The sequence below is a fragment of the Rhodopila sp. genome, from assembly GCF_035548095.1.
GTDB lineage: Bacteria > Pseudomonadota > Alphaproteobacteria > Acetobacterales > Acetobacteraceae > Rhodopila.
On the sequence record NZ_DASZUV010000004.1, the window covers coordinates 262043 to 284906 of the forward strand.

A 22864-nucleotide genomic window follows, 5' to 3' on the forward strand; every position below is an offset into this window, starting at 1 on the left:
GCCGGGATAACGGCCCTTCATCGTAACCGACGCTGATGTCGAGGCAAGACCGGCTGCCTCTTGTCGGCGTCAGCGCGCCCTATACAGCCGCGACGCGAGCCAGGCAACCGACTATCCTGCACCCATGTCCCCTTTGCTCGATGATCCCGCGCGGAATGCTCCACCCGATGATACCGGCTGGTCCGGCGATCCGATGACGCTCGCTCTGCGGCACGCCGCCGACGCCGCCACATGCGGCGAGGTCCCGGTCGGCGCGGTGGTCCGAGCAGCGGACGGCACCATCCTGGCCGCCGCGGCCAATCGGACGGAGCAGGACAGCGACGCGTCGGCCCACGCGGAACTGCTTGCCCTGCGTGCCGCCGCCGCACGACGGGCCAGCCCGCGCCTGCCCGATTGCGACCTGTATGTCACCCTGGAACCCTGCCCGATGTGCGCCCAGGCCATCAGCCTGTTCCGCATCCGCCGGCTGGTATTCGGCGCATATGATCCGAAGGGCGGCGGAGTCGATCACGGCGCCCGGGTCTTCCAGGCCGCCTCTTGTCACCACGCGCCGGAAATCATCGGCGGCGTCCGCGAAGCCGAGGCGGCCGTGCTGCTGCGTGGCTTCTTTCGCGACCGCCGCTCCTGACCGCACCGGCATGGCCACAGCCACCCAGTCCGCACGGGGCCTCCGTCACCTCGCCGTCACGGTGGACCTGCGAGCGATCAGCCTGTCGGAAGGTATTCGGGCCGGCCTGTCGGTGGCCGCGATCCTGGGCCTTGCGGAACTTCTGGGCCTTGCGCCGCTGCGCGAGGCCGCGCTGGCCGCGTTGCTGACCTGCCTATGTGATCCAGGCGGTCCGATCCGCCGCCGTGGCCCCATGCTGCTGACCTTCGCCGTACTGGGCGCCGCGGTGCTCGCCGGTTTCGGAGTGCTGCGCGCGCTCGGGCCGGTGGTGGCCGTCGGAGTCGGCACGATCGGCCTGTTCGCCGCCTCCTTCGCCCGCGTCTATGGCCAGCCGGCGCAGCAGCTCGGGGCATTGCTCAGCGTCGTGATGATCCTGTCGCTCGACTACCCGATCACCAGCCTCCACACCGCCTCCTATCTGGCCGCCGCGTTTTTTGGCGGCGCCTTGTGGGCGACGCTGCTCACGCTGGTCATCTGGCGGATCTATCCCTATGCGCCGGCGCAGCGCGCGGTGGCCGATACCTACCGCCGGCTCTCGTTCCTCGTTCGCGAACTCCATGCGTTGGCGCGCAGCGACACCGCCGTCTCCGCCGACTGGGACGCCCATGCGCGGGCCCGGCGCAGCGAGCTGCGCGACGCGATCGAAAAAGCCCGCGCCATCGTTGTCGACACGCTTCGCGCCCACGGCACAGGCAATAACCGGGCGGCGCAAAGCCTCCTGCGGCTGGAGACCGCAGATCAGATCTTCGGCTCGTTGCTGGCGCTCAGCGACCGCATGGAGCGTGACGAACCGAACGAGCGCGCCGCCGCCGCACCTGTTCTCCGTCGCTTGCGGCCACTGCTGCTGACATTCGCCCGGATCATCGTCACCGACGACCCGCATGCCCATCGACGCGTCGCCCGCAGCATCGACGCCATCGCCCGGGACGCGGCGGCGATCCCGGCGGGCAGCACCCTGCGTGCCATCGTCGATCGGATCGGCGAGAGGCTGCGTATCGCCCACACGATGGCGGTTCCGGCCAATTTCGACCCCGGGGTGACGCTGGGCGGCCAACAGCTGCCCTGGCGACAGCGCGTGCTCGCACCACTGCGCGACAATCTCAGCCTGCGGTCCGCCACCATGCTGCATGCGCTGCGCATCGTGATCGTCGCGTTTCTGGCGCTGAGCTACACCATGGTCCGGTTCAACCCGTACGACCACTGGCTGACCATCACCGTGGTCGCGACGATGCAGCCCTATTTCGCCCTGACCTTGTCGCGGGCGATCGAGCGCGTGCTGGGCACCGCCGCTGGCGGCATGATCGCGGCCGGCGTAGGGATGGTGTACACGACGCCGTTGTCGATGGCGGCGGCGATCTTCCCGCTGGCGGTTGGCGCCCTTGCCGTTCGCGCGGTCAGCTTCGGTCTGTTCATGATGGCGTTGACACCGCTGGTCGTATTGCTGGTGGAGACCGGCCGGCCAACCGCCGCCGGTTGGGAGATCGCCATGATGCGAGCCGCGCTGACCGCGGCAGGCGGGATCATCGCGGTGGGGGCCAACGCCCTACTGTGGCCACACCGCGAACCGGCGCTGCTGGCCCCCTCCGTACGTTCGGCGATCCTGGCGCATGCCCAATATGCGGATGCAGCCTTCGCCGACCTGCTGGCGCCTGGCCTGCTGACCCGCACCGTCAGCCGCCGAGCCGCCGGCCTGGCGAGCAACGCGCTGGAGGCCCAGATCAGCCGCGTCCTGGTGCACCCCGGCCGCAGTTCTCACGATCAGTTGGAGGCCGCCTTGGTGGTCGACGCCGCCCTGCGGCGCCTGGCCGGCCGCATCGCCGCCATGGCGCTGGACCCGCAGCTTGCCGCCGCGCCGCCTGAGGAACTCGGCCTGTGGCGCGCCTGGATCAGCGACAGCCTGACAGCACTGGGCCGAGGCGCGACCACCGTGGCACCACGACCCTCTACCGGTGAGACGGACGCGCTGAGCCGCATCGCTCGGCAGATCGAACTGATGGCCGGCACCATGGAGCGCCTGCCCCAGGCGGCCTGACCACCCGGCCGCCGGAGCATGACGCCACCGGAACATGAGAGGGTCGGGCCGATCCTAATCACGCTCTGGATCATGCTCTGGCAACTATCTGGTCCTGCGACATGATTGAGATGTCTTCTGGCCGCCGTTCCCGAGAGCCCATGCTTTCGGATGAGACTGCCCGGTCTCTGACATCCGGCCTTTCTGCATGATAATTACCAAAAAAAACGATAGCCCATCGGCTTATGGGTCTTGCTCCGGCGCACCTGATACATTTGTGACCTCAGCCGCCTTCGCCCCGCATCGCCGCGACTCCGGCGCCGGGTGATACCTTCAAGGCCTTGAGTGATCCGTTCCTCCTGTTGTTGCTCTGCCTCATCGTCGCCGTGTTGTTGCTGGGCGCGATCGGGGCTGTGCGGCCGGACCGGGGCCTGCCCCGGGCGGCGGCGATCCTGTGCGGAGGCGGCGCTGTGCTGACCGCGCTGATGCTGCTGTTCCGGGCCGACCCGGCCGCGTTGAGCCAGGCCGTGGCGCTGCCCCCGCTGACGTCGCGGGTGCTGGCCGACGCGGTCAATCTGCCGTTTCTGTTTGCCCTGCTGCTGTCCGGGGCGATCATGCTGGCGGTGACGCCGTCCTGGCCGAGGGCATTGACCGTGGGTGGTCTGGCACTGGCGATTCTGGGCGACGGCGTGGTGCCGATCGGCGTCGGGCTGACCGTCGCCAGCCTTGGATTGTGGCGCGCGGCACTGGATGACCGCCCGTCACAGCGACTTCCGTCATCGCTGATCCCGTCACCGCTGGTCCCGTCACTGCTGGTCCTGGCCGTCCCCGCTGTCATGCTATGGTTTGGCATCGCCGCTCCCACCACGGCCGCGGCCATGGGTCCAGGGTTCGCGGCGATCCGTGCCGCACCGGCGGACGGGCTGCGCGCGGCCTTCTCTGCCGGGCTCGCTCTGGCAGCCGCCGCCGCGGTGCTGGCACCCGTGTGGCGGCCGCCTGCCGGATCGGGGCCGGAGCGCGACCTTGCGATTCCGGCCGCGCTCTACCTGCTGACCCGCCTGCTGATCGACCTCCCGGGCCCCATGACGCAGGCATGGTGGGGGTTCGCGCTCCTGTTGACCGGCGCGGCAACGGCGGTCATCCAGGGCTGGCGTGCGGCGGGCGCGCCGGCACTTGCCGACGGCATCGGCTCCCTGGTGCGGCTGCATGCCGGCTTGGCGATCGCCGCGCTGGGCGCCTGTGTGATCGCCCGCGCGGCGGACCTGCCGGAGGCCGCCGCCTTTGGCCTCAGCGCGGCCATGCTGGCCGTCTTGGGAACGATGCCGACAGGCATCATCGCCACGGCAATGGCGGCCCTGATCGCCGATAGTGCCGGCACCGACCGGCTGGCCCGCCTGGGCGCGCTGATCCAGACCATGCCTGTCGGCGCCACGATAATGGCGGCCGCTCTGCTCGGCCTGGCAGCCGTGCCGCCCGGCACCGGCTTCGCCAGCCTTTGGCTGCTGTTCGAGACGCTGCTGCACACACCCCGTACTGGCGGCTTGTTCGCGCAGATCCCGATCGCCCTGACCGCCGCCTGCGCGTCGGCCGCCTTCGCCCTGGCCGCCGCATCGGCGTTTCGCATCGCCGGCATTGCCCTGCTGGGCCGGCCACGCACCGCCAGGGCGGCCGGCGCGGTCGAGATCCGCCGGATGCCGATGGTCGTGCTGGCCACCGCCACCGCCCTGGCGACGGTCATGGGCCTGTTGCCGGGCCTGACTCTGCGGGCGCTGGCGCATCCCCTGATCATCGGGCTGACCGGTGTCGATCTGGATACCCGGCTCCGCTGGGCATCCTTGTCCGCGACCGCCACGTCACCGGGCTATGCGACCCTGCCCATCCTGGCCCTGGTGCTGCTGGTCACCGGCGGCGTGATCCTGTCGACGCGGCGGTATCGCGCGGCCACGCGGCGGTCCACGGTCTGGACGGATGGACAACCGGCATCCCCGGCCCTGCCATTCGGTGATCCGATGGCGCAGTCGGCCGGCACCGGCTTTCGGCCGGCATTGCCGAAGGTTTTTCCCGCGGCGCTGATCCGCTTCCCGCCACGCCCGTCGGCACGGGCAGAGTACGCGGAAGATCGGTCGTCGCCGTTGGCATCTTCTCAGCGCTCTGGCCGCCGTGTCCGCCTCCCCTCCGCGCGGCGCCTGTCCGCGCGAGGCGGACTCTGGGCCATGCTGCTCAGCCTATCCGTCCTGTTGCTGGCGACGGCGGTTCTTGGGCCGAGCGGGCCCTGATGAACGCGGTGATCGCCCTGATGGCGCAGCTGGTGCATCTGGCGCTGGTCGCGGTGGCCGCCCCCGCGGTCGCCAGCGGGCTGGTGTGGCTGGACGCCCGCCTGGCCGGGCGCACGGGACCACCACTGATGCAGCCGGTGCGCGAGTTGATACGCCTGTCGCGTAAAATCCCGGCGGTACCCGAGAACACGTCGCCGGTGTTCGTCCTGGGCCCGTCGGTCGGTCTCGCCGCGATCATCGCCGCGGCCGCGCTTGTGCCCTCCTTCAGCCTGGGAATGGCGCTATCGCCATTGGCGGACGGCCTGGTCGTGGTCAGCCTGCTGACCATTGCCCGGATCGCCGCGTGCCTGACCGCGCTGGACATCGGCACCGCCGCGTCCGGCCGCGCCGCCGAGGCCCGCACCGCGCTGGCCATCCTCGCCGAACCGGGCCTGCTGCTGGTCGTCTTTGCCTTGGCGCTGATGGGGGGCGGCTTCAACCTGGATCAGATCATCGGCCAGCAGCGTGACGGGTTGCTGCTGCCGGCCTCGGCCTCGGCGGTCGCCCTGGCCTGCCTGCTGACGCTGGCATTCGTCGATGCCAGCGCCGCCCTCCCCGACCTGGCGGCGGAATGCAGCGGGATCGACCTGGCACTGAGCCGCGCCGCCGGCTGGCTGCGGACGGTGGTATGGATCAATTTGCTCGGTGCGCTGTTCCTGCCGATCGGCATGGCCGGCCCGTTCGCCGGACCGCTCGGCTGGCTGCTGGCAATCCTGGCCTGGGCGCTGAAGCTGGCGGCGGCGACGCTGGGCCTGGCGCTGGCGCGTACTTTCCTCGGCCGTCCGGGGCGGCAGGGCTTGTCGAACCTGCTGGGGATCACGGCGCTGATCGCCTTGTTGGCCACGCTGATCGCGCTGTCCGGCGTGGGATCCGCATGATGCCCCTGCTGCTGCCGCTGTCGCAGGGCGCCGCCGGTATCGCGCTCGTGATCGGCCTGGCGCTGCTGGGCACACGCCAGGTCGCCGCGGCGGTGCATCTGCTGTGCGTGCAGTCGCTCGCCGTCACCATTGCCGCACTCGCGCTGCAGGAGCCGGTCATCGCGGCGCTGACGCTGCTGGTGAACGCGATCGGCGCCACCTGGGTGCTACGCCGGATGATGCCCGGCTTCGGCATGATCGCGGAGCCATTGGGCAGCCCCCAACTCGGCATTCTGGGCGGCGCTGCCCTGGCGGTGCTCAGCCAGGCGCATGGCGATGCCGCGCAGCCCTTTGCCGTGCTGTTGCTGGCGCTGCTGCTGGCCGCGACACGCCGCCATTCCATGGTCCATCTTGCCGCGCTGATCGCCGCGCAGAACGCCGGCGCGCTCGCCGCCGTGCGGGCTGGCATCCCGCCTTTGCTGGTCGGCCCCTCTTTCCTGGTTCCTGTTCTGTTCGCCGGCGCATTGGGAGAGGACCGGCTGCGCCTCGCCTGCTTCGAGGCCGGCCGCCGGCTGCGGCGGTTCCTGGGCTGGGGTCACGTGATGGTCGCGGTCCTGCTGCTGATGGCGGCGCTGGCGGCCCCGCTCGACGGCATGGGTGCGATCATCGCGCCGTTGACGGCCGGGTGGGGGATCGCCATCGCCTGGGCGGAACGGCGGCGGCGGCGCGGCTTGCCGGACCGGATCGCCGATCTCGTGCACGTCGCGGCGATGCTGATGGCACTCGCCGGACAGGCGCCCTGGATCGCCCTGCCGGCGCTGACGGTCGCCGGCGCGGCAGCGCTGTTTCCGACGGTCCGGCGCAGGCTCGACGCGTTGAAGCTGACCTGCCTGGGCGGCAGCGTCGCCCTGTTCGGCCTGTACGCGATGCCATTGGAGGAGCCCGCGATCGCCTTTGGCGCGCTGATATTCGGGGTCGCCGCGATCGTCGGGATGGTGCCCGGTCTGGCGGCAGTCGCCGGAACCGTGCTGCTGCGGCTCAGCCTGCATGGTCCGTGGTCGCCCGCGGCGTCGCCCGTGCTGAGCGTCCTGTGCGTCACGGTGATGCTGGCTGCCGGCGTCACGCTCCTGCTGTCCAACCGCGGCAATCATCCGGCCACATTGCTGCGGATCGTCCAGGCCGCCATGATCGGCATCGCACTGACGCGACCCGAAACGCAGGGTGCCGCATGGGTGCTGATCCTGCTGCTGATCGTCACCGAGGCGGCGATGGCGCTGGTCCGGTATGACGATCCGGCAGCCGCCGGCAAGCTGGCCGCGACCGCCGCCCTGGCTGGCGTGCCGCCCCTGGGGCTGTTTCCCGGGTTGATCCTGCTGATCGCCGGCCTGGCGCCGGTCGAACCCTGGCTGCTGGCGCCGGTCGGCGTTGCCTCGGCCGGGGCGATGTGGGCCGGGCTGCCGCGGACGCCGCTGCGCCCAAGCCGCCTTGCGATGCCGTCAATCACCTGGCTTCCCATCGCGGCGCCGATCGCCGCCTGCCTGGCGCTCAGCGCCGTCGATCCCGTCAGCATGCTTCACTGGCTGGCGGCTCTGCTGGGCGGCATGCCCTGATGCCCGACGTCGTCATGGATGCCATCGAGATCGTCCCCTGCCGGCCCTGGCCACGCCACGTGCTGGCGCCGGAGACATGGGCGGCATTCATCAGCGAGGTCCCCGCCGCCGGACTCGTGCTGACGGCGCTGTGGGCGGACACGCAGCAGGTCCATGCCCTGTTCCTGGCGCCGGCTGCCCTGACGGCGTCGACACTGACGGCGCCGACCCTCGCATCGCCGACCCTCGCATCGCCGACCCTGCCTTCGGCCATTCCCCCGTCGGCCCGGGCGTCGACGAGCCCGACGTCAGCGGACGGAGCATTGGCGGCCCCGCCAGCCATCGCGATCTCCACGGCGGTCGAGCATGGACACTACCCGGCGCTGTCACCTGTCCTGCCGGTGGCCGCCCCCTATGAGCGGATGCTGGCGGACCTTTGGGGCCACGTCGCCGAAGGCGCGGTTGACCCCCGTCCCTGGCTTGACCACGGACAATGGACGCACATGCATCCGATGGCGCCACGGCCGATCCCCACGCCCCCGGCTTCGGAATTCGACGGGCTGCTGGAGACCGAGGAGCCGCTGATGCAGCTGGGCCTTGGTCCGATCCATGGACGGATCACCGAGGCGGCCCGGCTGATGCTGCTGGTGCGGGACGGCACCGTTGCCGTCGCCGATCCGATGCTGGGCTTCTGCCATAAAGGGACGCTGACCCTCATGCGCGGCAAGTCCCCCCGCAACGCCGCCCGTTTCGCCGCTCGGCTGTCCGGTGATGCCACTGTCGCTCACGCCCTGGCCTTCGCCCGCGCCGCCGAGGCCGCACAGCAGGCGGAACCTCCGCCACGCGCACGCGCCTTGCGCGGCGCAATGCTGGAGCTTGAGCGGGTGGCGGGGCATCTGGACACATTGGGAGAGGTCGCCCGCCTGGCCGAGACGCAAGCGGTGTGGACCCGGTGTGGCCTGCTGCGCGAACGGCTGCTGCGCGCCAGCCAACGCGCGTTTGGCCACCGGCTGATGATGGATTGCGTCGTGCCCGGCGGCGTTGCCCTGGACATCGACCCCTCCGGGGCGGAGGTCATCCTGCGCGCCCTGGGGGAGATCGCCAACGACCTGCCGTTGCTGCGCCGCCTGCATGACGGCACCACCCTGGCCGGACGGCTGAACGGCCTGGCGCGGGCCGATCTCGCGCTGATGCGCGCCTGCGGGACCAGCGGTCCGGTGGCCCGCGCGTGCGGGGCGTCCTTCGATGCCCGCCTGCTGGATCGCGCCGGAACCTTCGGCACGGTGACCGCGCCGCCTGATGGAAGCGGCGATGCGCTGTGCCGCCAACGCCTGCGCATCGAAGAGATCAGCGTCAGCCTGGGGCTGATCGCCGCCGCGCTGCAAGCCCTGCCGGAAGGTCCATTGACCGTCGCCCTGCCACACGACAGCGGCGAGGGCTTCGGCTGCGCGGAATCGCTTCGTGGCGATGTGTGGCACTGGGTGCGCCTGGACCACGGGCAGATCGCCGCCTGCTTTGCCCGCGATCCCGGCTGGGCGCTGTGGCCGGCCGCGCAAGCCCTGCTGCTGAACACGGGCGTCGAGGATGTGGACCTGATCCGGGCCTCTCTCGCACTGCCTGCCTCCGGGATGGATCTGTGATGGCCGGTTATCCAGAGGACCTGACACCGCTGCCAGCCGAAGGCGTCCCCGACGCCGAGACCATTGCCGCGCTGTCCGCGAGGTTGGACGCGGCGGCGCAGCGCCGGCTGGGACGCAGCCTGGCGCTGCGGCACGTCAACACGGGGAGCTGCAACGGCTGCGAATTGGAGCTGCGGGCACTGGAAGGCGTGCTGTACGACCTGCGCCGCTATGGGCTGCGGTTCGTGGAAAGCCCCCGGCATGCCGATGTACTGTTGGTGACGGGGCCGCTGACACGCAATCTGCACGCGGCGCTGGAGCAGGCTTACGATGCCACGCCGGATCCGAAATGGGTCGTCGCCATCGGCGACTGCGCGGTGGATGGCGGGGTCTTCAAGGGAAGCTACGCCGTACTGGGCGGTGCCGGGCTGTCGGTGCCGGTGGACCTGACGATCGGCGGGTGTCCGCCGCCGCCCGAGCGGATCCTCTCGGGCCTTCGGTCATTACTGGAAGCCAATGCGGAGACGGACCGAACCGGCTGACCGCAACAGCCGGTTGGCCGAACGCTCCGGACGACGATATCAGCTCGCCGCCGTGGCGGGCTTGGTCTTGTGCGACTTGTGCGCGCTGGTCTTCTGCACCGAGGAGTGATGCTTTTGCTGCGTCTTGGCGTGCGCCGAGGTGGCGATGACGGGCGACAGCACCAGCGCCGCGGCCGGCAGGATGACGGCGATGGCAGTGGTCAGGCGTTTGCCGAGGATTTTCACGACCGGAAGCTCCAACGAAAGGGACATGCATTTGGTTGATAGTCGGGGTGAAGGACTCACTCTAACCGACTGATCCCACGATGATCGGGCACCTGTCAGGAATCAAGGGAAATCACATGCCGACGGATGCGTCGATCGCTAAATCAGGCCGTAGCGGCAAACCAGCCACAACTTGCGCCACTTCGGCAGGCTCACCCGCTGCTCCAGCCGGGTCCAGCCGCGCTTTTCAAGCTCGGTCAGGATGGCATCATAGGTCGCCCCCATCAGGCGGGCGGGCTTCATGGCGGTTCGATCGCAGGCACGCATTTCCGCCGCAGCGGTTCGAAAATAGGTGTGCGCCTGCCCGGCGAGACGGCGGCACACCTCCGGCAGGCCGGGTGCCGTCAGCGCCGCGGCGGGATCCGCGGGCACCCCGGCATCCTGAAGATATTCAGCCGGCAGGTACAGGCGGCCGCGTTGCGCGTCCTCATGAATATCGCGCAGGATATTCGTCAGTTGCAGCGCGCGGCCCAGCGCATGCGCCACGCGGTCGGCGGCGGGCGACGCATCACCGAAGGCACGCACCGACAGCCGCCCCACCGCCGCGGCGACCCGGTCGCAATACAGGTCCAGCACAGCCAATGGCGGCGCGACGATCACGGTCTCGGCGTCCATCTCCATGCCGTCTATGACGGCGATGAAATCCTCTGCCCGCAGGCCGAAACGGGGCGCGGCGACAGCCAGCACGCGGGTAACGGCATCGTCCGAGCGGCCCTGGTAAAGGCCGGCGATGCGGTCTCGCCAGGCCGCGAGCGCAGTCCGCTTTTCGGCCAGCGTACCCTCTTCATCGGCGATGTCATCGACGATGCGGCAGAAGGCATAGATCGCGTACATGGCGTGACGCCGGTCCGGCGGCAACACGCGCATGCCATGATAGAAGGACGTGCCGGCCGCCTTCACGATCGTTTCAATGGTGTGCAGATCGGCGTCTGACACGTCCAGGCCAGCCGAACTCACAGGCGCAGCATCGACAGAAGAAGGCTGATGACGGCATCACTTTTCGTCAACTTTACCCGTTTCGCAATCGGGTCGTTCTTCATCAGCTTGTCGGTCAGACGTAGCGCCAGTCCCAGGATCACCGCCGTCTCCAGCCGCAAACGGACCGTACTGGCGATCTCCGGCAGTTCCGAGGCCGCCTGGTTCAGCCGGTTCACGCGATCCAGCAGCGTATTGAAAACGCGGCGCAGATTCGGCGTCTCGGCCGGCCGGCGCAGATCCTCGACAGAGCAGTTGAAATGCCGCAGCAGCGACAGCGGCAGATAACACCGGTCCAACATCGCCAGGTCGCGGGTGCAATCCTGCAGATGATTCAGAATCTGCAATGAAATGCACAGCGCGTCCGATGCAGCCCAGCACTCATGCGCCTCCCCGTGCAGATCGAGCACGTAGCGTCCGACCGGCACCGCCGAGTAGCGGCAATAGTCATACAGCTCGTCGATGGTTTCGTAGCGCAACTTCGTCGCGTCGCGGCGGAATGCGATCAGCAGCTCCCGCGCGTGGATCGGCGAAACCCGTGTCTCCGCCAGGCTGGCACGCAGCGCCGATGCGGTGGGCGAACCGTTTTCGCGGCGGCCCATCAGCACGTCTTCCATCACATCCAGACGCCGGACCTTCTCCGCGGCCGGCAGGTCGGGCGAGTCGGCGATGTCGTCGGCGTTCCGCGCGAAGGCATAGAAGCAGTGCATCGGCCGCCGATAGCGCCGCTCGATCAGCCGCGAGCCGACCGGAAAATTCTCGTCGCCCCGATCCTTGCCCGACCAGGTCTCGACATTCTCGATTTCGGCGGTCGCGCTCATGCCCTGTTCGCTTGATAGGTACGGCTTTTCCAGGCAACGCCGCGCCCGGTGTGGTGATTGATCGCCGCGGCGACGGTGGCGGCGGTGTAGAAAGCGGCGACCAGCGGCAGGAACGGCGCCCACAGCCAGGACCGCTGATAACGGGTCAGGGTCGGCAGATAGGACAGCGCCAGCATGGCCCAGGCCAACCCGCCGCACAGGCGGCCGAGCCCATGCCCGGCCATGGCGACGACCGGCGGCACGATCCAGGTCACCAGCATGCCCAGCACCGTCGCCACCAGCAGCAATGGCGAGTAGCGCAGCTGCACATAGGCCGTGCGCGTGATCATCCGCCAGATATCTCCCATGCCGGGATAAGGCCGCACGGACCGCGCCTGGGTCGCATGCCCGAGCCAGATCGGGCCGACCCGCTTGATGGCCTTCGCCAATGCCACGTCGTCGATCAACGCTCCCCGCACACCCGCGATGCCGCCGACCCGTTCCAGCGCCTGGCGGCGAACCAGGATGGTTCCGCCCGCCGCCGCCGCGGTCCGGCATGACGGCTTGTTCACCCAAGTGAAAGGATACAGCAACTGGAAAAAGAACACGAAGGCCGGCACCAGCGCGCGTTCCGCCCAACTGTCGCAGGCAAGCCGCACCATTTCCGACACCATGTCCAGGCCACCGGATTCCGCCTGGGCCAGCAGTGACGCCAGATGCGACGGGTCATGCACGATGTCCGCGTCGGTCAGCAGCAGCAGATCGGCGGCGCCGGCGGCCTCGATGCCCTGGTGGACCGCCCACAGCTTGCCGCTCCATCGCGCCGGCCGCGCCGCGCCGGTCAGCACGGTCAACCGCGGATCGCCCAGTGCGCGCGCGATGTCGCCGGTGCCGTCGCTGCTGCCGTCATCCACCAGGATGACATGGAACGGGCCGGCATAGTCCTGCGCGAGTAATGAGTGCAGGGACTCCCGGATCACCGGCGCCTCATCGCGCGCCGGCACCACCACCGCCACGGATGGCGCGGTGGCCGGGTGGCGGTGCGGAAGGTCCGGGCCGGACTGCCAGAAACGGCCATGCCCCAGCAGCAGATAGACCCAGATGGCCAGCGACATGACCGCCAAGAGGGTCATCGCCTGGCTCATCACTTTGGCGTGCCGCTGGGCTTGGGCACGCCGTCGGACTGGGGCGTCCCGCTGGGCTTGAGCATGCCGTTGGCACGAAACCAGGCCACTGCGTCCTCGATCGCCTGTCGCGCCGGGCGCGGCCGGTAACCCAGCTCCGCCATGGCCTTGGCGGACGAGTAGAACATCTTCTTGCGCGCCATCTTCAGATGATCGGTGGTCACCATCGGCGGAATGCCGGTGTATGGCGCCAGCTTTTCCAGCACGAAGGCAGCGGGCCAGACGACCGCCTCCGGCAGGCGGATGAAGGGCGGGCGGCTATGCGCCACCTGGGCCACCATGCGCAGGATGTCACGCAGTAGCATGTTGTCGCCGCCCAGGACGTAGCGCTCACCGATCCGCCCCTTTTCCAGCGCCAGGGCGTGACCCTCGCCCACGTCATCGACGTGGACGATGTTCAGGCCGGTATCGATATAGGCGGGCATGCGCCCCGCCGCCGCGTCCAGGATCATCTTGCCGGTCGGCGTCGGCTTGATGTCGCGCGGCCCCACGGGCCCCGCCGGATTCACCACGACCACGGGCGCCGCGTCCGAGCGAACCAGATCCAGGACCGCGCGTTCGGCGAGGAACTTGGAGCGCTTGTAGATCCCGACGAAATCCGCCTCATTGGTCGGGGTCGTCTCATCGGCCGGGGTGCCGTCGCCGATCTGGCCCAGCGCCGCCACCGAACTGCAATGCACGATCCGCTCGGCGCCGGCCCGCATCGCCGCGCGCACCATCGCCACCGCGCCATCGACATTGGCGCGCAGCATCGCCTGCGGATCAGGAACCCAGATCCGGTAATCGGCGGCAACGTGGATGACGTAGCGACAGCCCGCGGCAGCACGGGCCAGGGAGTCCGGATCGGTCAGGTCGCCGATCACCACCTCGGCATCCAGACCCGCCAGGTTGCGGCGATCACTGCCGGGCCGCGCCAACAGCCGCAACACGTGGCCGCGCGCCGCCAGCGCCCTGGCGACCGCGGAGCCGACGAAGCCGGTCGCACCGGTCACCAGACTCGTCATGATGCGATGCACCCCATGGTTCGAGGCGCCTGCATAGACGATGCCTCATATCGTTGAAAGACAGACGGCGGAGCGCGGTCCGGCAGGCGGAGAAGGCCGTATCCGCCCGAGCGCCCTTGCCCCCACCGCGCGGCGGGGGCAGAAGCCGGCGGCATGAAGCGCCTGTCGATCGCCCTCGCCCTGATCGGGGTGCTGGGTGCCCTGTTCCTGCTGTCCTATTTCGGCTTCGACAATGTCGTCTCCGCGGCCGGGCGGATCGGCTGGGGCGAATTCGCGCTGATCGTGGTCTGGCAACTGGTCCTGTTCGTCATCCTGGGGCTGGCCTGGGACGCCATCCTGCCGCGGCGTGTGCCCGGCCGTGCCTGGATCGCGATATGGGGCCGCATGGTGCGGGACGCGGCGACCAATTGCCTGCCGTTCTCCCAGGTCGGCGGCTTCGTGTTCGGAGCCAGGGCGGTCACCCTGCATGGTGTGCCGTGGCACACGGCGACCGCGTCGACCGTGGTCGACATCACGGCCGAATTCCTGGCGCAGATCGCCTTTACCGCCCTGGGCCTGGGCATTCTGCTTGCGCGGGCACCAAATTCGGCGCTCGCCATGCCGCTGGAGATCGGCATCGGCCTGGCGGTACTGGCGGCGTTCGCCTTCGTCTGGTTGCAGAAGGGCGCAGCCCCGCTCTTTGCCCGGCTGGCCAGTCGCATCGCCCGCAACCGCCTGGGCGACGCACAGGACCGGATGGAGACGCTGCAAGCCGAGATGGCGCTGATCTATGGCCATACCGGCAAACTGGCGCTGGGCTTCATGCTGCACCTGATCGGATGGATCGGCACCGGTGTGGCAGGCTGGATCGCCTACCGCGCGCTAGGCGTGCCGATCGCGTTCGACAGCGCCCTGGCGATCGAGGCGCTGCTGGCGGCCATCGCCGCGCTGAGCTTTCTGGTACCGGTCAATGCCGGCGTGCAGGAAGCGGGATATGCCGGCCTGGGCGCCATCTTCGGTGTACCGGCGGAGCTGTCGCTGGCCGTGTCGCTGATCCGGCGCGCCCGGGATATCGTGGTCGGCGTGCCCATCCTGCTGCTATGGCAATATGCCGAGGTACGGCGGCTGCGGACGAGCAAGCAAACCGCCACCGCGGGCCGCTGACGCGGCAAGCCGACCGCTGGCGCGGTCTCCGGCGCAGGCTGTTACCGCACCGCCTCCACCCAGTTGCACCAACCGGTCATCGACCAGAACCCCGCCAGGCGGGCGAAGGCGTCATCCCGCCGCAAGCCGCGGGCCAGCAATTCCTCACCCAGCAGCCCAGCCGCGATGGTACCGGAGGCGGTGACGCGAAATCCGGCATCGCGCAGGGCGATCCGCAGTTCCTCCATCGTCACCGGCCGGCGGTGTGTGGCGTCGTCAAAGAAGTTGGAGATCATCAGGTCGACGCCAAACGGCAGCAACGCCTCCCGCCGGGGCAGCCGGACGGAGGCTTCGCTCGGCCACTCGATATAGATGCGTCCGCCGATGGCCAGCCGCGAGCCGATCCAGGCCAGCAGCAATGCCGGGTCGCGAACATGCTCCACGATATGGCTCAGCAGTGCGGCATCGAAGGTAATGCCCGGAAAGTCGGGCAGCGCCTCGTCGAGGTCCAGGCATTCCCAGGAATCATAGCCATGCTGTTGCGGCGCCGGAGCCCGATCGGCGGCAAACAGGCGCAGATCGTGGCGCTGCGGATCCAGCCAGGCCTTCCAGGCCGGCAACCCGCCTGCCCCCGCGCCCACATCCAGAATCGAGGCGCCGGCACGAGCGGTCTTCACGAAACGGAAACGCGGGTGGAAACGCCAATATGCGGCAAGCAGCTCGCCGTCGGCGATGTCGAGACACGGCTGCAGCGCCAGGAGCTGCCGGGCGAGATCGGCGGGGTCCATGCCGGATTGCACCGTGATCATCGGTCGGCGCCTTTCGTGGGGGTGTGAATGGAGAGGGTACAGGGCTGGTGGTTAAGGATCGGTTTATCGTTGATCCCGGCGCCCGCGAGGATCGCGACACGGGTTGCCGGCGGGGCTGGCCTCGCGCAGCCGGGCTGCCTGAAACGCGGTGGCGATGCATGGACGGCGCCCGACCGTCAGCGCGGTCGCTGCGTCATCCAGGCCATGAAACGGTTCGCGTTGTCGATCGCTTCCTGCTCGACGGCCGCGCTGTCGCGCACGTAGCGGTCGGCGAAGCCGGCCACGCCCCAGCGCTGATACTGCATGACATGGGTCAGCTCATGCGCCCAGACCTTCAGGTCGGATTGCGCCAGGCGTTCCGACTTGAACAGCACGACATCGCCCAGCGTCATGGCCGCCGCGTCGCCATAGGTGAAAGCCAGCGCCGGCAGCGACAGCGGCCGAATACCGCCATCGGCGAAACGGGTCTTCTGCAGCAACGTGGCCGGAAAATATCCCAGCAGCGACCGATAGATGCCGGACGGCAGCGGGCGGACACCATCGGCGATCGCCTGCTGGCGCGCCTCATCGATCAACTCGGCCAGGGCGCGGCCTGCATACTCCAGCAGCGCCGGCGGGGCCCCGGCCAGATTGGGAGGGACAGGTTGGGCCCGAGCGGTCGCCCAGACGCTTAATCCGCCAAACATGATGGCTCGCCGCATGATGGTTGAATGGAACATCTCACGCATGACACTCTGGTCATTCGCCGCGTCGAAACGATGATCAGATTGTGGCGGAAACGCAGCCATGGGCGAATTTCATCGGACAACCTGGCGCGGCTGCGGTGCCGGTCCCGGGGCTTGGCAGACCGGTCCGGCCCAGGGCGACGCCAGACAGCCTCCGGCATTGGCTGCCCGCAGCGCGGGACGGGCTGGGCATCCAGCGCGGCAAACGCCGAGCCGGTGAGGCTTGGGCTTTCACCACGCCGGCGCGGAGCTATGATGGACAGCCCCGTCCATCATGCCCCTTAAGCCAGAGGAAACCATGACGAAGTATCTGCACACGATGATCCGCGTCAGCTCGCTTGAGGACACCATCTCCTTCTTCGCGGTACTGGGACTGCGCGAGATTCGCCGCCGCGATGACGAAAAAGGGCGGTACACCAATGTCTTTCTCGCGGCTCCGGGCGATGAGAATGCGCCTGTGGAGCTGACCTACAACTGGGATCCGGAGACCTACACGGGCGGCCGGAATTTCGGTCATCTCGCTTATGCCGTCGATAACATCTACGAAACCTGCAAGGCTTTCAGCGATCGTGGTGTGACGATCAACCGGCCGCCGCGGGATGGCCGCATGGCATTCATCCGTACGCCAGACGGGATATCCCTGGAACTTCTGCAGGCCGGCGATGCTCTGCCGCCAGCCGAGCCATGGGCCAGCATGAAGAATATAGGAAGCTGGTGAGGCTTCGGGTCCTTCGGCCTGGCACCAGCTCTCTGCCCGGAGCAGCCATCTGGCTTGCCGGTGTGGTCGTCGCCCTGGCGCCACCACCGGCCGGCTGAGCGTGTCGCGAAACGGGTGCGGCTGTGGGCGCCATCCCGACCTTGGCTCAGGCCACAGGATCCGTCGAAGCCATCGACGTTCCGTTCAATCCCGCCGTACCCAATTGCGATATTTAGTGGAATATTCGACGGATCGCCGGAATTGGTTGCTAACCCGCTGAAAAACCTTGGCGTCCCGTAGGGGATTCGAACCCCTGTTGGTGCCGTGAGAGGGCACTGTCCTGGGCCTCTAGACGAACGGGACCTCGGCCAAGGCGGCGGTGTCTACTCTGGAACCTCGCCCAGTTCAAGCGCCGATTTAGGCGGCTCGGCTCTGCCCATCGAGCTGCGCCCTCTGTCGGCACCCGGCGGTCACCGCGCCAACGAGATCCGCCCGGCTGTCACGCCGGTCCGCGGGTCGACCAGCACCACCCGGTCCGCGCCGCCGCCCTGCAACTGTACCGCCAGCCGGTCGGCCACAGCGGCGATTCCGGCGATCCGCGTCCCCTCCGGCTCCGGCAGCACGGCATTGAAGCCCACCGGCAACGCCGCGACAGGGACAAGCGGCTGGGTGGGAGCACCCGCCTTGCGCATGATGCCCACCAGCAGGCCGCCGGTCCCCAGGATGATCAGGACTCCCATCACGATCACGGCGATCTTCAGTGCCCGCATTCCGGACTCCATGCTTTCCCCTCCACGCCGATGCGCCTATCCCGCGTCCGTATGACGCAGGCCACATCCGCCTCTTCGCCGCTCCGAATCACCGCCGGCACGCGGGATGCGGGTCAGCGCGTCGACCGATTCATTGCGGACGCCATCGGCACGCTCTCCCGCTCCCGCGTCAAGACGCTGATCGAGGAAGGCCGCTTGACGGCCCAGGGCCGCCCGATCACCGAACCAGCCGACCCGGTGCGGGCCGGCGCCACCTACGTGCTGGATCTGCCGCCGCCCGCGCCGGCAACACCCCAGGCGCAATCCATTCCTTTCCCCATCCTGTACGAGGATGACGATCTGATCGTGCTGGACAAACCGGCCGGTCTGGTGGTCCACCCGGCGCCCGGCAACCCGGACGGCACATTGGTGAATGCGCTGTTGGCCCATGTCGGGCCCGGCTTCACCGGCATCGGGGCGGAACGACGGCCAGGAATCGTCCACCGGCTGGACAAGGACACCTCGGGCGTCATGGTCGTGGCCAAAACCCAGCTGGCCAACGACAAGCTGACCACCGCCTTTGCCACCCGGGACCTGGAACGAGCCTATCTGGCGGTGGTCTGGGGCGTACCCTCGCCCGGCTCGGGCGAGATCGAAGGCGCTATCGGCCGCGACCGGCGGGACCGTAAACGCATGGCCGTCCTCCCATCCGGCGGCAAGCCGGCGCTCACCCGCTACCGGATTCTGCGTGCCTGGAACACCCGGCTCAGCCTGGTGGAATGCCGGCTCGCAACCGGTCGGACGCATCAAATCCGTGTGCACCTATCCGCCCAAGGCCATCCCGTGGTGGGCGACCCGCTCTACCTTCGGCGCGTCCCGGCGGCGGCTCGGGGACTCCCCGCGCCGCTGCGCGGCCAGCTGCTCGACTTTCCGCGTCAGGCCCTGCATGCCGCCAGCCTGGGATTTACCCATCCGCGGACGGGCGAGAAACTCAGCTTTCACGCTGAGCTGCCGCCCGACATGGCGGCTCTGATAGACGCAATCGATCAAAATCCGCCGCAGGATTAACCGATCCGTAACCTTGACAGTACCATTCCAGTCCTGTATAAACCATCCATCACCAAGGGCGGATGCCCCTTGATGACTGGGACGTCCGGCAACCAACGCTGCCGAGTTTGGGGCGGATCGCCGGGACGTGATTGTCCTTTCCCGCATCCGGACTGGTAACAGCCAGCTTCAGGTAAGCGTCTTGCGCCGGAATTCCAGGGCAAGCCCCACCAGCCTGATGAACAAGGAGCCGAATTGATGGCCTCTGCCGTTCTGAACGTCGCCCCCGAAGGCAATCTGTCGCGGTATCTGCAGGAGATCCGCAAGTTTCCCATGCTGACGCCGGAGGAAGAACTCGCTCTCGCCCATCGCTGGCGTGATCACCAGGATATGGATGCCGCCCACAAGCTTGTCACCTCTCATTTGCGCCTGGTGGCGAAAATCGCCATGGGGTACCGCGGCTACGGCCTGCCGGTCGGGGAGCTGATCAGTGAAGGCAATGTCGGCATGATGCAGGCCGTCAAGCGCTTCGATCCCGATCGCGGCTTCCGCCTGGCAACCTATGCGATGTGGTGGATTCGCGCCGCGATCCAGGAATACATCCTGCACTCATGGTCGCTGGTGAAGATGGGGACCACCGCCGCGCAGAAGAAGCTGTTCTTCAATCTGCGCCGGCTGAAGGGCCAGATGCAGGCCATCGACGATGGCGACCTGCAACCGGAGCAGGTTGCCAAAATCGCTCGCACCCTGGATGTGCCGGAGCAGGACGTGATCAGCATGAACCGCCGCCTCGCGGCGCCGGATCATAGCCTGAACGCACCCGTCCGCGCCGACAGCGAAGGCGAGTGGCAGGACTGGCTGGTCGACGAATCGGACAGCCAGGAGGTCTCCATCGCCGACCGCGAAGAAATGTCCGGCCGCAAGGCCCTGCTCAGCAACGCGCTGAAGGCGTTGAACGAGCGGGAGCGGCATATCCTGATCGAGCGCCGGCTGAAGGACAATCCGACGACGCTGGAGGATCTGTCCCAGCAGTACAACATCTCCCGCGAGCGTGTGCGGCAGATCGAGGTGCGGGCGTTCGAGAAGCTGCAGAAGGCGATGAAGGCCCAGGTCGCCGAGCGCCGCATGAATGCCGGGAACCGGCAGGAAGCGCTCGCCTCAGCCTGAAACGGTCCCGGGCCGCGTTCGCGCGGCCGCATCAAAAGCGACCGGATGCCGAGGCGTGGAATGGTATCCGGTCGCCGGGCCGCTCATGTGAAAAACTCCCACTCCTCCTGCAAGGCCTGACGCTGCCGCGCCAGCCGCTCCAGCCTTGCGCGCGTGCGCCTGCCGTCCAGGGCCGACAGCACCATCGGCAGCGCGACTGTCAGCAGCACGCCTCCTCCCGCGAACAGCAGGACCGCCAGTATCGTGCGGATACCGGTCGCCATGGCCATGCATTGCCGCAGACCGTCGCAATCCAGCCATGCCGCGGTTACCGGACGCACGCTGCCCGCGGCCTCGAACAGCAGCACGGTACGCCCGATGGCGCGGCCGGGCGTCGGGTCCAGCCACAGGACCAGCAGGCCGGGCAGCAACAGCAGTAGCGCGGCCCCTGCAATGTCGGGCGCCGCCGCCACGATGGCGCCACCACACAATCCGGCCAGCAACAGCAGCAAGCCGCGCCCCAACCGCCCGATCATTGGACCGCCTGCCCTCGGCGTGGGCCGGGTCGGGCACCACCATCCAGGGTCATGGCAGCGCTGACAGGACCAGCATCAGGATCAGCACCGCCATGCCGACGGCCGCGGCGGTCTCTCGTCCGACTCGTGTGATCGCCAGCCGCCGCGCCGCCTCACCATCGCGCAGCAAGGTGATCTCCCGGTCGATGGCCATGACCAGTTCCGCCGCCTGCCGCGCACCCGCGAGGTCATCCGCCCGAGCCTGCGGATTCTCGATCAGGGCGAGAAGCCGGCCGACAAAGCCTTCGGCGGTGAGCTCCCCCAGCCGCGCAATCAGGGCGTCGCGTACGACCCGGTTGTGATAGGTGGTCAGTTGCCGACGCAGCCGGGCAGCCACCCAGGCCGCAAGTCCCGGCAGGGGATGCGCGGCGTATGCGTTCTGCAAGTCCCGCAGCAGGCCCAGCAGGCGGGCCTGCCGGGCATTGTCGTCCCGGCTGGCCAGCACCGCGGTCACGGTCGCCGCGACGGACCGGTTCCCCCGCGATGCCACGAAAGCCAGCATGTCCCGGGTCAGCAACTCCGCGTCGGCATCGCGCGTCGCTGCCGTTTCCAGAAACGCCATCAGGCTGCCCATGGTCATGATCCAGAGATCGGCCATGCCGGGGCCAATGCAGGGCATCAGCGGGTTCATGGCATAAAGCAGGCGGAGCGTTGCTCCCTCCCCGCCCCGCTGCAGATAGATGCGCGCCTGGCGCCCCTCAAACGAGTGCGGGAACTCGTCGCCCTGCGCGAACCCCGACGTCCGGGCTTCCCACTGGGCCGGCACGTCGTCGCGCAGCACCTCCTCCACCACCGCCACCAGGCGCGGGTTGGCCCGAAATCCCTCGGCCAGCAGAGCGCCCAGGGCGTTCGGCCAGAACAGGACGCCGCGCCAACAGCAGGGCATGTGCGGCTCAATCGTGACGATCGCCTGCATCAGTAGCCGCGCATCACCATCCGTGCCCACCGTTCCGTCCGCCGCCCGGACTCGCACCAACTCCTCCACCGCGGCCGCCAGCGTGCCGTCCCCCAGGCCCCGGCGCAGCCAGTGGCTGACCGCACCGACGCGCAGCGCTTGCACGGACCGGCGCTGATCCAGGGTCAGCGCATAGGCCAGCATGCGGCTGTCGAAGATGCTGGCCTCGTTCAGCAGCAGCGGCCGCTGGCTGCGCCGCCGGGGCCGCGCGGCGACGCGGCGCGTACGGGCGGTCGCCGCGTCCATCAGCAGCCGGGTGGGCGAGCGATGGTCGGGATCGTCCTCCACCATGCCGCGCAGCAGGTCGGCCAGATAGGGCGGCAACGAGGCGCCGGCGGCCAACGCGGCGAAGCTGCCAAGCTCCAGCTTGTGGCGGGCGATCGCCGCCGCATCCAGCTCCGCCATCGGTACGCGGCCAATGGCCAGGGTGATCAGCAGCACGCCCAGTGCATAGACATCGTCGGCGATGCCGCCGTCGCCACGCCCGACCGGGTGGCACAGCGCGCTGAACGGCGATTCGAACACCGCGGGCTGATCCAGGGCCGGCGGCGCCACCCAGGCGGCACCCAGGGTGACCGGCTGTGACCAGCCCTGCGCGAAGACGTTGTTGGGGCGGATGGCCCGATGCGTGATGCCCAACCCCTGCAACGCCGCCAGCACCTGCACGGCCGGACGCAGGACCTGCTCCAGCAGCGCGGCTTCCGGCCACGGTGTCGGATCCGCCGAGACCGGGCGGCCCATCGGTGCATTGCAAACCACGTAGTAGCACCGTCCGCCGTTCGGGCCCGGTCCCAGCCCGTGCGCCACCGGCACCATCAGGTTGTCGATCGGCCTGTCGAGCACCGCCAGACAGCGATGACGCGGGCTGGCGAACGGATCGGCTGCGAGAGCCACCAGCCGGCCGTCACCGGCCTTGCTGTCGCTGACCTGGAAAGCCGGGCGGCCGCCACCCAACTCCGGCAAGGGAGTATGCGGATCGATGCGGTACCGGCCATCGATCGACGCGTCGGCGGAATCAGGCAACAGCATGCGGACAAACCGTTTTGGTCGGGCCGCGGCAAGGTAAGGTGACAACGGTTGATCGAAGGTTAACGCGACGCGCGAACTGCAACCGACAAAGCGCCAACAACCAGTCCGGGCACAACAACCAGTCCGGGCTTGCAAAGCGTTGCCGCCGGTCCCCTTCTTCGTCCGCCTGGAACGACCGCAAGA

General features: G+C 68.7%; 21 protein-coding genes and 1 tRNA gene. 11 read left to right on the top strand and 11 right to left on the bottom strand.

Going from position 1 to position 22864, the window contains the following annotated elements; translation table 11 throughout:
- Nucleotides 1-193: 193 nt before the first annotated feature.
- The 7 genes from VHC04_RS05500 (at nt 194) to VHC04_RS05530 (ending at nt 9600) form a co-directional block, all read left to right on the top strand.
- Nucleotides 194-628 (top strand): nucleoside deaminase, encoded by a 435-nt coding sequence (locus tag VHC04_RS05500; RefSeq protein ID WP_325678827.1) that lies wholly within the window; start codon nt 194-196, stop codon nt 626-628.
- 10 nt (nt 629-638) lie between these two features.
- Nucleotides 639-2699, top strand: a complete 2061-nt coding sequence (locus VHC04_RS05505) for an FUSC family protein (RefSeq protein WP_325678829.1) — start codon at nt 639-641, stop codon at nt 2697-2699.
- Between the two features lie 320 nt (nt 2700-3019).
- A complete protein-coding gene (locus tag VHC04_RS05510) occupies nt 3020-4954 on the top strand; it encodes a proton-conducting transporter membrane subunit (protein ID WP_325678831.1) in 1935 nt (644 codons plus the stop codon).
- Nucleotides 4954-5871, top strand: coding sequence for an NADH-quinone oxidoreductase subunit H (locus VHC04_RS05515; protein WP_325678833.1), 918 nt, complete (start codon nt 4954-4956; stop codon nt 5869-5871). Before VHC04_RS05510 ends, VHC04_RS05515 begins: the two co-directional genes overlap by 1 nt.
- A complete protein-coding gene (locus VHC04_RS05520) occupies nt 5871-7460 on the top strand; it encodes a hypothetical protein (RefSeq protein ID WP_325678835.1) in 1590 nt (529 codons plus the stop codon). The genes VHC04_RS05515 and VHC04_RS05520 overlap by 1 nt, the downstream gene beginning before the upstream one ends.
- Entirely contained in the window at nt 7460-9079 is a 1620-nt protein-coding gene (locus VHC04_RS05525) for a nickel-dependent hydrogenase large subunit (RefSeq protein WP_325678837.1), read from the top strand. Before VHC04_RS05520 ends, VHC04_RS05525 begins: the two co-directional genes overlap by 1 nt.
- Nucleotides 9079-9600, top strand: a complete 522-nt coding sequence (locus VHC04_RS05530) for an NADH-quinone oxidoreductase subunit B family protein (protein WP_325678839.1) — start codon at nt 9079-9081, stop codon at nt 9598-9600. The genes VHC04_RS05525 and VHC04_RS05530 overlap by 1 nt, the downstream gene beginning before the upstream one ends.
- Before the next feature lie 39 nt (nt 9601-9639).
- Here the strand turns inward: VHC04_RS05530 and VHC04_RS05535 are convergent, their stop codons facing one another.
- From VHC04_RS05535 to hpnA, 5 genes are all read right to left on the bottom strand, one after another.
- On the bottom strand, nt 9640-9825 hold the full coding sequence (locus tag VHC04_RS05535) for a hypothetical protein (RefSeq protein WP_325678841.1): 186 nt from the start codon (nt 9823-9825) through the stop codon (nt 9640-9642).
- A gap of 138 nt (nt 9826-9963) precedes the next feature.
- Nucleotides 9964-10800: a presqualene diphosphate synthase HpnD gene (gene hpnD, locus VHC04_RS05540; RefSeq protein ID WP_325678843.1), complete on the bottom strand. Its 837-nt coding sequence runs from the start codon at nt 10798-10800 to the stop codon at nt 9964-9966.
- 17 nt (nt 10801-10817) lie between these two features.
- Nucleotides 10818-11660: a squalene synthase HpnC gene (gene hpnC / locus VHC04_RS05545; protein ID WP_325678845.1), complete on the bottom strand. Its 843-nt coding sequence runs from the start codon at nt 11658-11660 to the stop codon at nt 10818-10820.
- Nucleotides 11657-12772 (bottom strand): glycosyltransferase, encoded by a 1116-nt coding sequence (locus VHC04_RS05550; RefSeq protein ID WP_325678847.1) that lies wholly within the window; start codon nt 12770-12772, stop codon nt 11657-11659. Before VHC04_RS05550 ends, hpnC begins: the two co-directional genes overlap by 4 nt.
- Before the next feature lie 11 nt (nt 12773-12783).
- Nucleotides 12784-13827: a hopanoid-associated sugar epimerase gene (hpnA, locus tag VHC04_RS05555; RefSeq protein ID WP_325678849.1), complete on the bottom strand. Its 1044-nt coding sequence runs from the start codon at nt 13825-13827 to the stop codon at nt 12784-12786.
- 153 nt (nt 13828-13980) lie between these two features.
- On the opposite strand from hpnA, the gene VHC04_RS05560 reads away from it, so the two are divergent.
- Entirely contained in the window at nt 13981-14970 is a 990-nt protein-coding gene (locus tag VHC04_RS05560; protein ID WP_325678851.1) for a lysylphosphatidylglycerol synthase domain-containing protein, read from the top strand.
- Nucleotides 14971-15011: 41 nt separating this feature from the next.
- Here the strand turns inward: VHC04_RS05560 and VHC04_RS05565 are convergent, their stop codons facing one another.
- Nucleotides 15012-15758: a class I SAM-dependent methyltransferase gene (locus tag VHC04_RS05565; protein WP_325678853.1), complete on the bottom strand. Its 747-nt coding sequence runs from the start codon at nt 15756-15758 to the stop codon at nt 15012-15014.
- A 176-nt stretch (nt 15759-15934) separates the two neighbouring features.
- Complete coding sequence (locus VHC04_RS05570) at nt 15935-16444, bottom strand: eCIS core domain-containing protein (RefSeq protein WP_325678855.1); 510 nt, start codon at nt 16442-16444, stop codon at nt 15935-15937.
- Nucleotides 16445-16802: 358 nt separating this feature from the next.
- Here VHC04_RS05570 and VHC04_RS05575 point away from each other — a divergent pair, with 358 nt between their 5' ends.
- Nucleotides 16803-17201 carry a VOC family protein gene (locus tag VHC04_RS05575; protein ID WP_325678857.1) on the top strand — a complete coding sequence of 133 codons (399 nt, stop codon included), beginning with the start codon at nt 16803-16805 and terminating at the stop codon, nt 17199-17201.
- Between the two features lie 266 nt (nt 17202-17467).
- Here the strand turns inward: VHC04_RS05575 and VHC04_RS05580 are convergent.
- Nucleotides 17468-17543, bottom strand: a tRNA-Glu gene (locus VHC04_RS05580).
- Nucleotides 17544-17650: 107 nt separating this feature from the next.
- The gene (locus VHC04_RS05585; RefSeq protein ID WP_325678859.1) at nt 17651-17962 is read right to left on the bottom strand and encodes a hypothetical protein; all 312 of its coding nucleotides are present in this window, start codon (nt 17960-17962) and stop codon (nt 17651-17653) included.
- Nucleotides 17963-18001: 39 nt separating this feature from the next.
- Between VHC04_RS05585 and VHC04_RS05590 the strand changes: the two genes are divergently transcribed.
- Both VHC04_RS05590 and rpoH read left to right on the top strand, forming a co-directional pair.
- A complete protein-coding gene (locus VHC04_RS05590) occupies nt 18002-18997 on the top strand; it encodes an RluA family pseudouridine synthase (protein ID WP_325678861.1) in 996 nt (331 codons plus the stop codon).
- A 237-nt stretch (nt 18998-19234) separates the two neighbouring features.
- Nucleotides 19235-20143 carry an RNA polymerase sigma factor RpoH gene (rpoH, locus tag VHC04_RS05595; RefSeq protein WP_325678863.1) on the top strand — a complete coding sequence of 303 codons (909 nt, stop codon included), beginning with the start codon at nt 19235-19237 and terminating at the stop codon, nt 20141-20143.
- Nucleotides 20144-20226: 83 nt separating this feature from the next.
- Here the strand turns inward: rpoH and VHC04_RS05600 are convergent, their stop codons facing one another.
- On the bottom strand, nt 20227-20658 hold the full coding sequence (locus VHC04_RS05600) for a hypothetical protein (RefSeq protein ID WP_325678865.1): 432 nt from the start codon (nt 20656-20658) through the stop codon (nt 20227-20229).
- 49 nt (nt 20659-20707) lie between these two features.
- Nucleotides 20708-22681 (bottom strand): hypothetical protein, encoded by a 1974-nt coding sequence (locus tag VHC04_RS05605; protein WP_325678867.1) that lies wholly within the window; start codon nt 22679-22681, stop codon nt 20708-20710.
- Nucleotides 22682-22864: the final 183 nt, after the last annotated feature.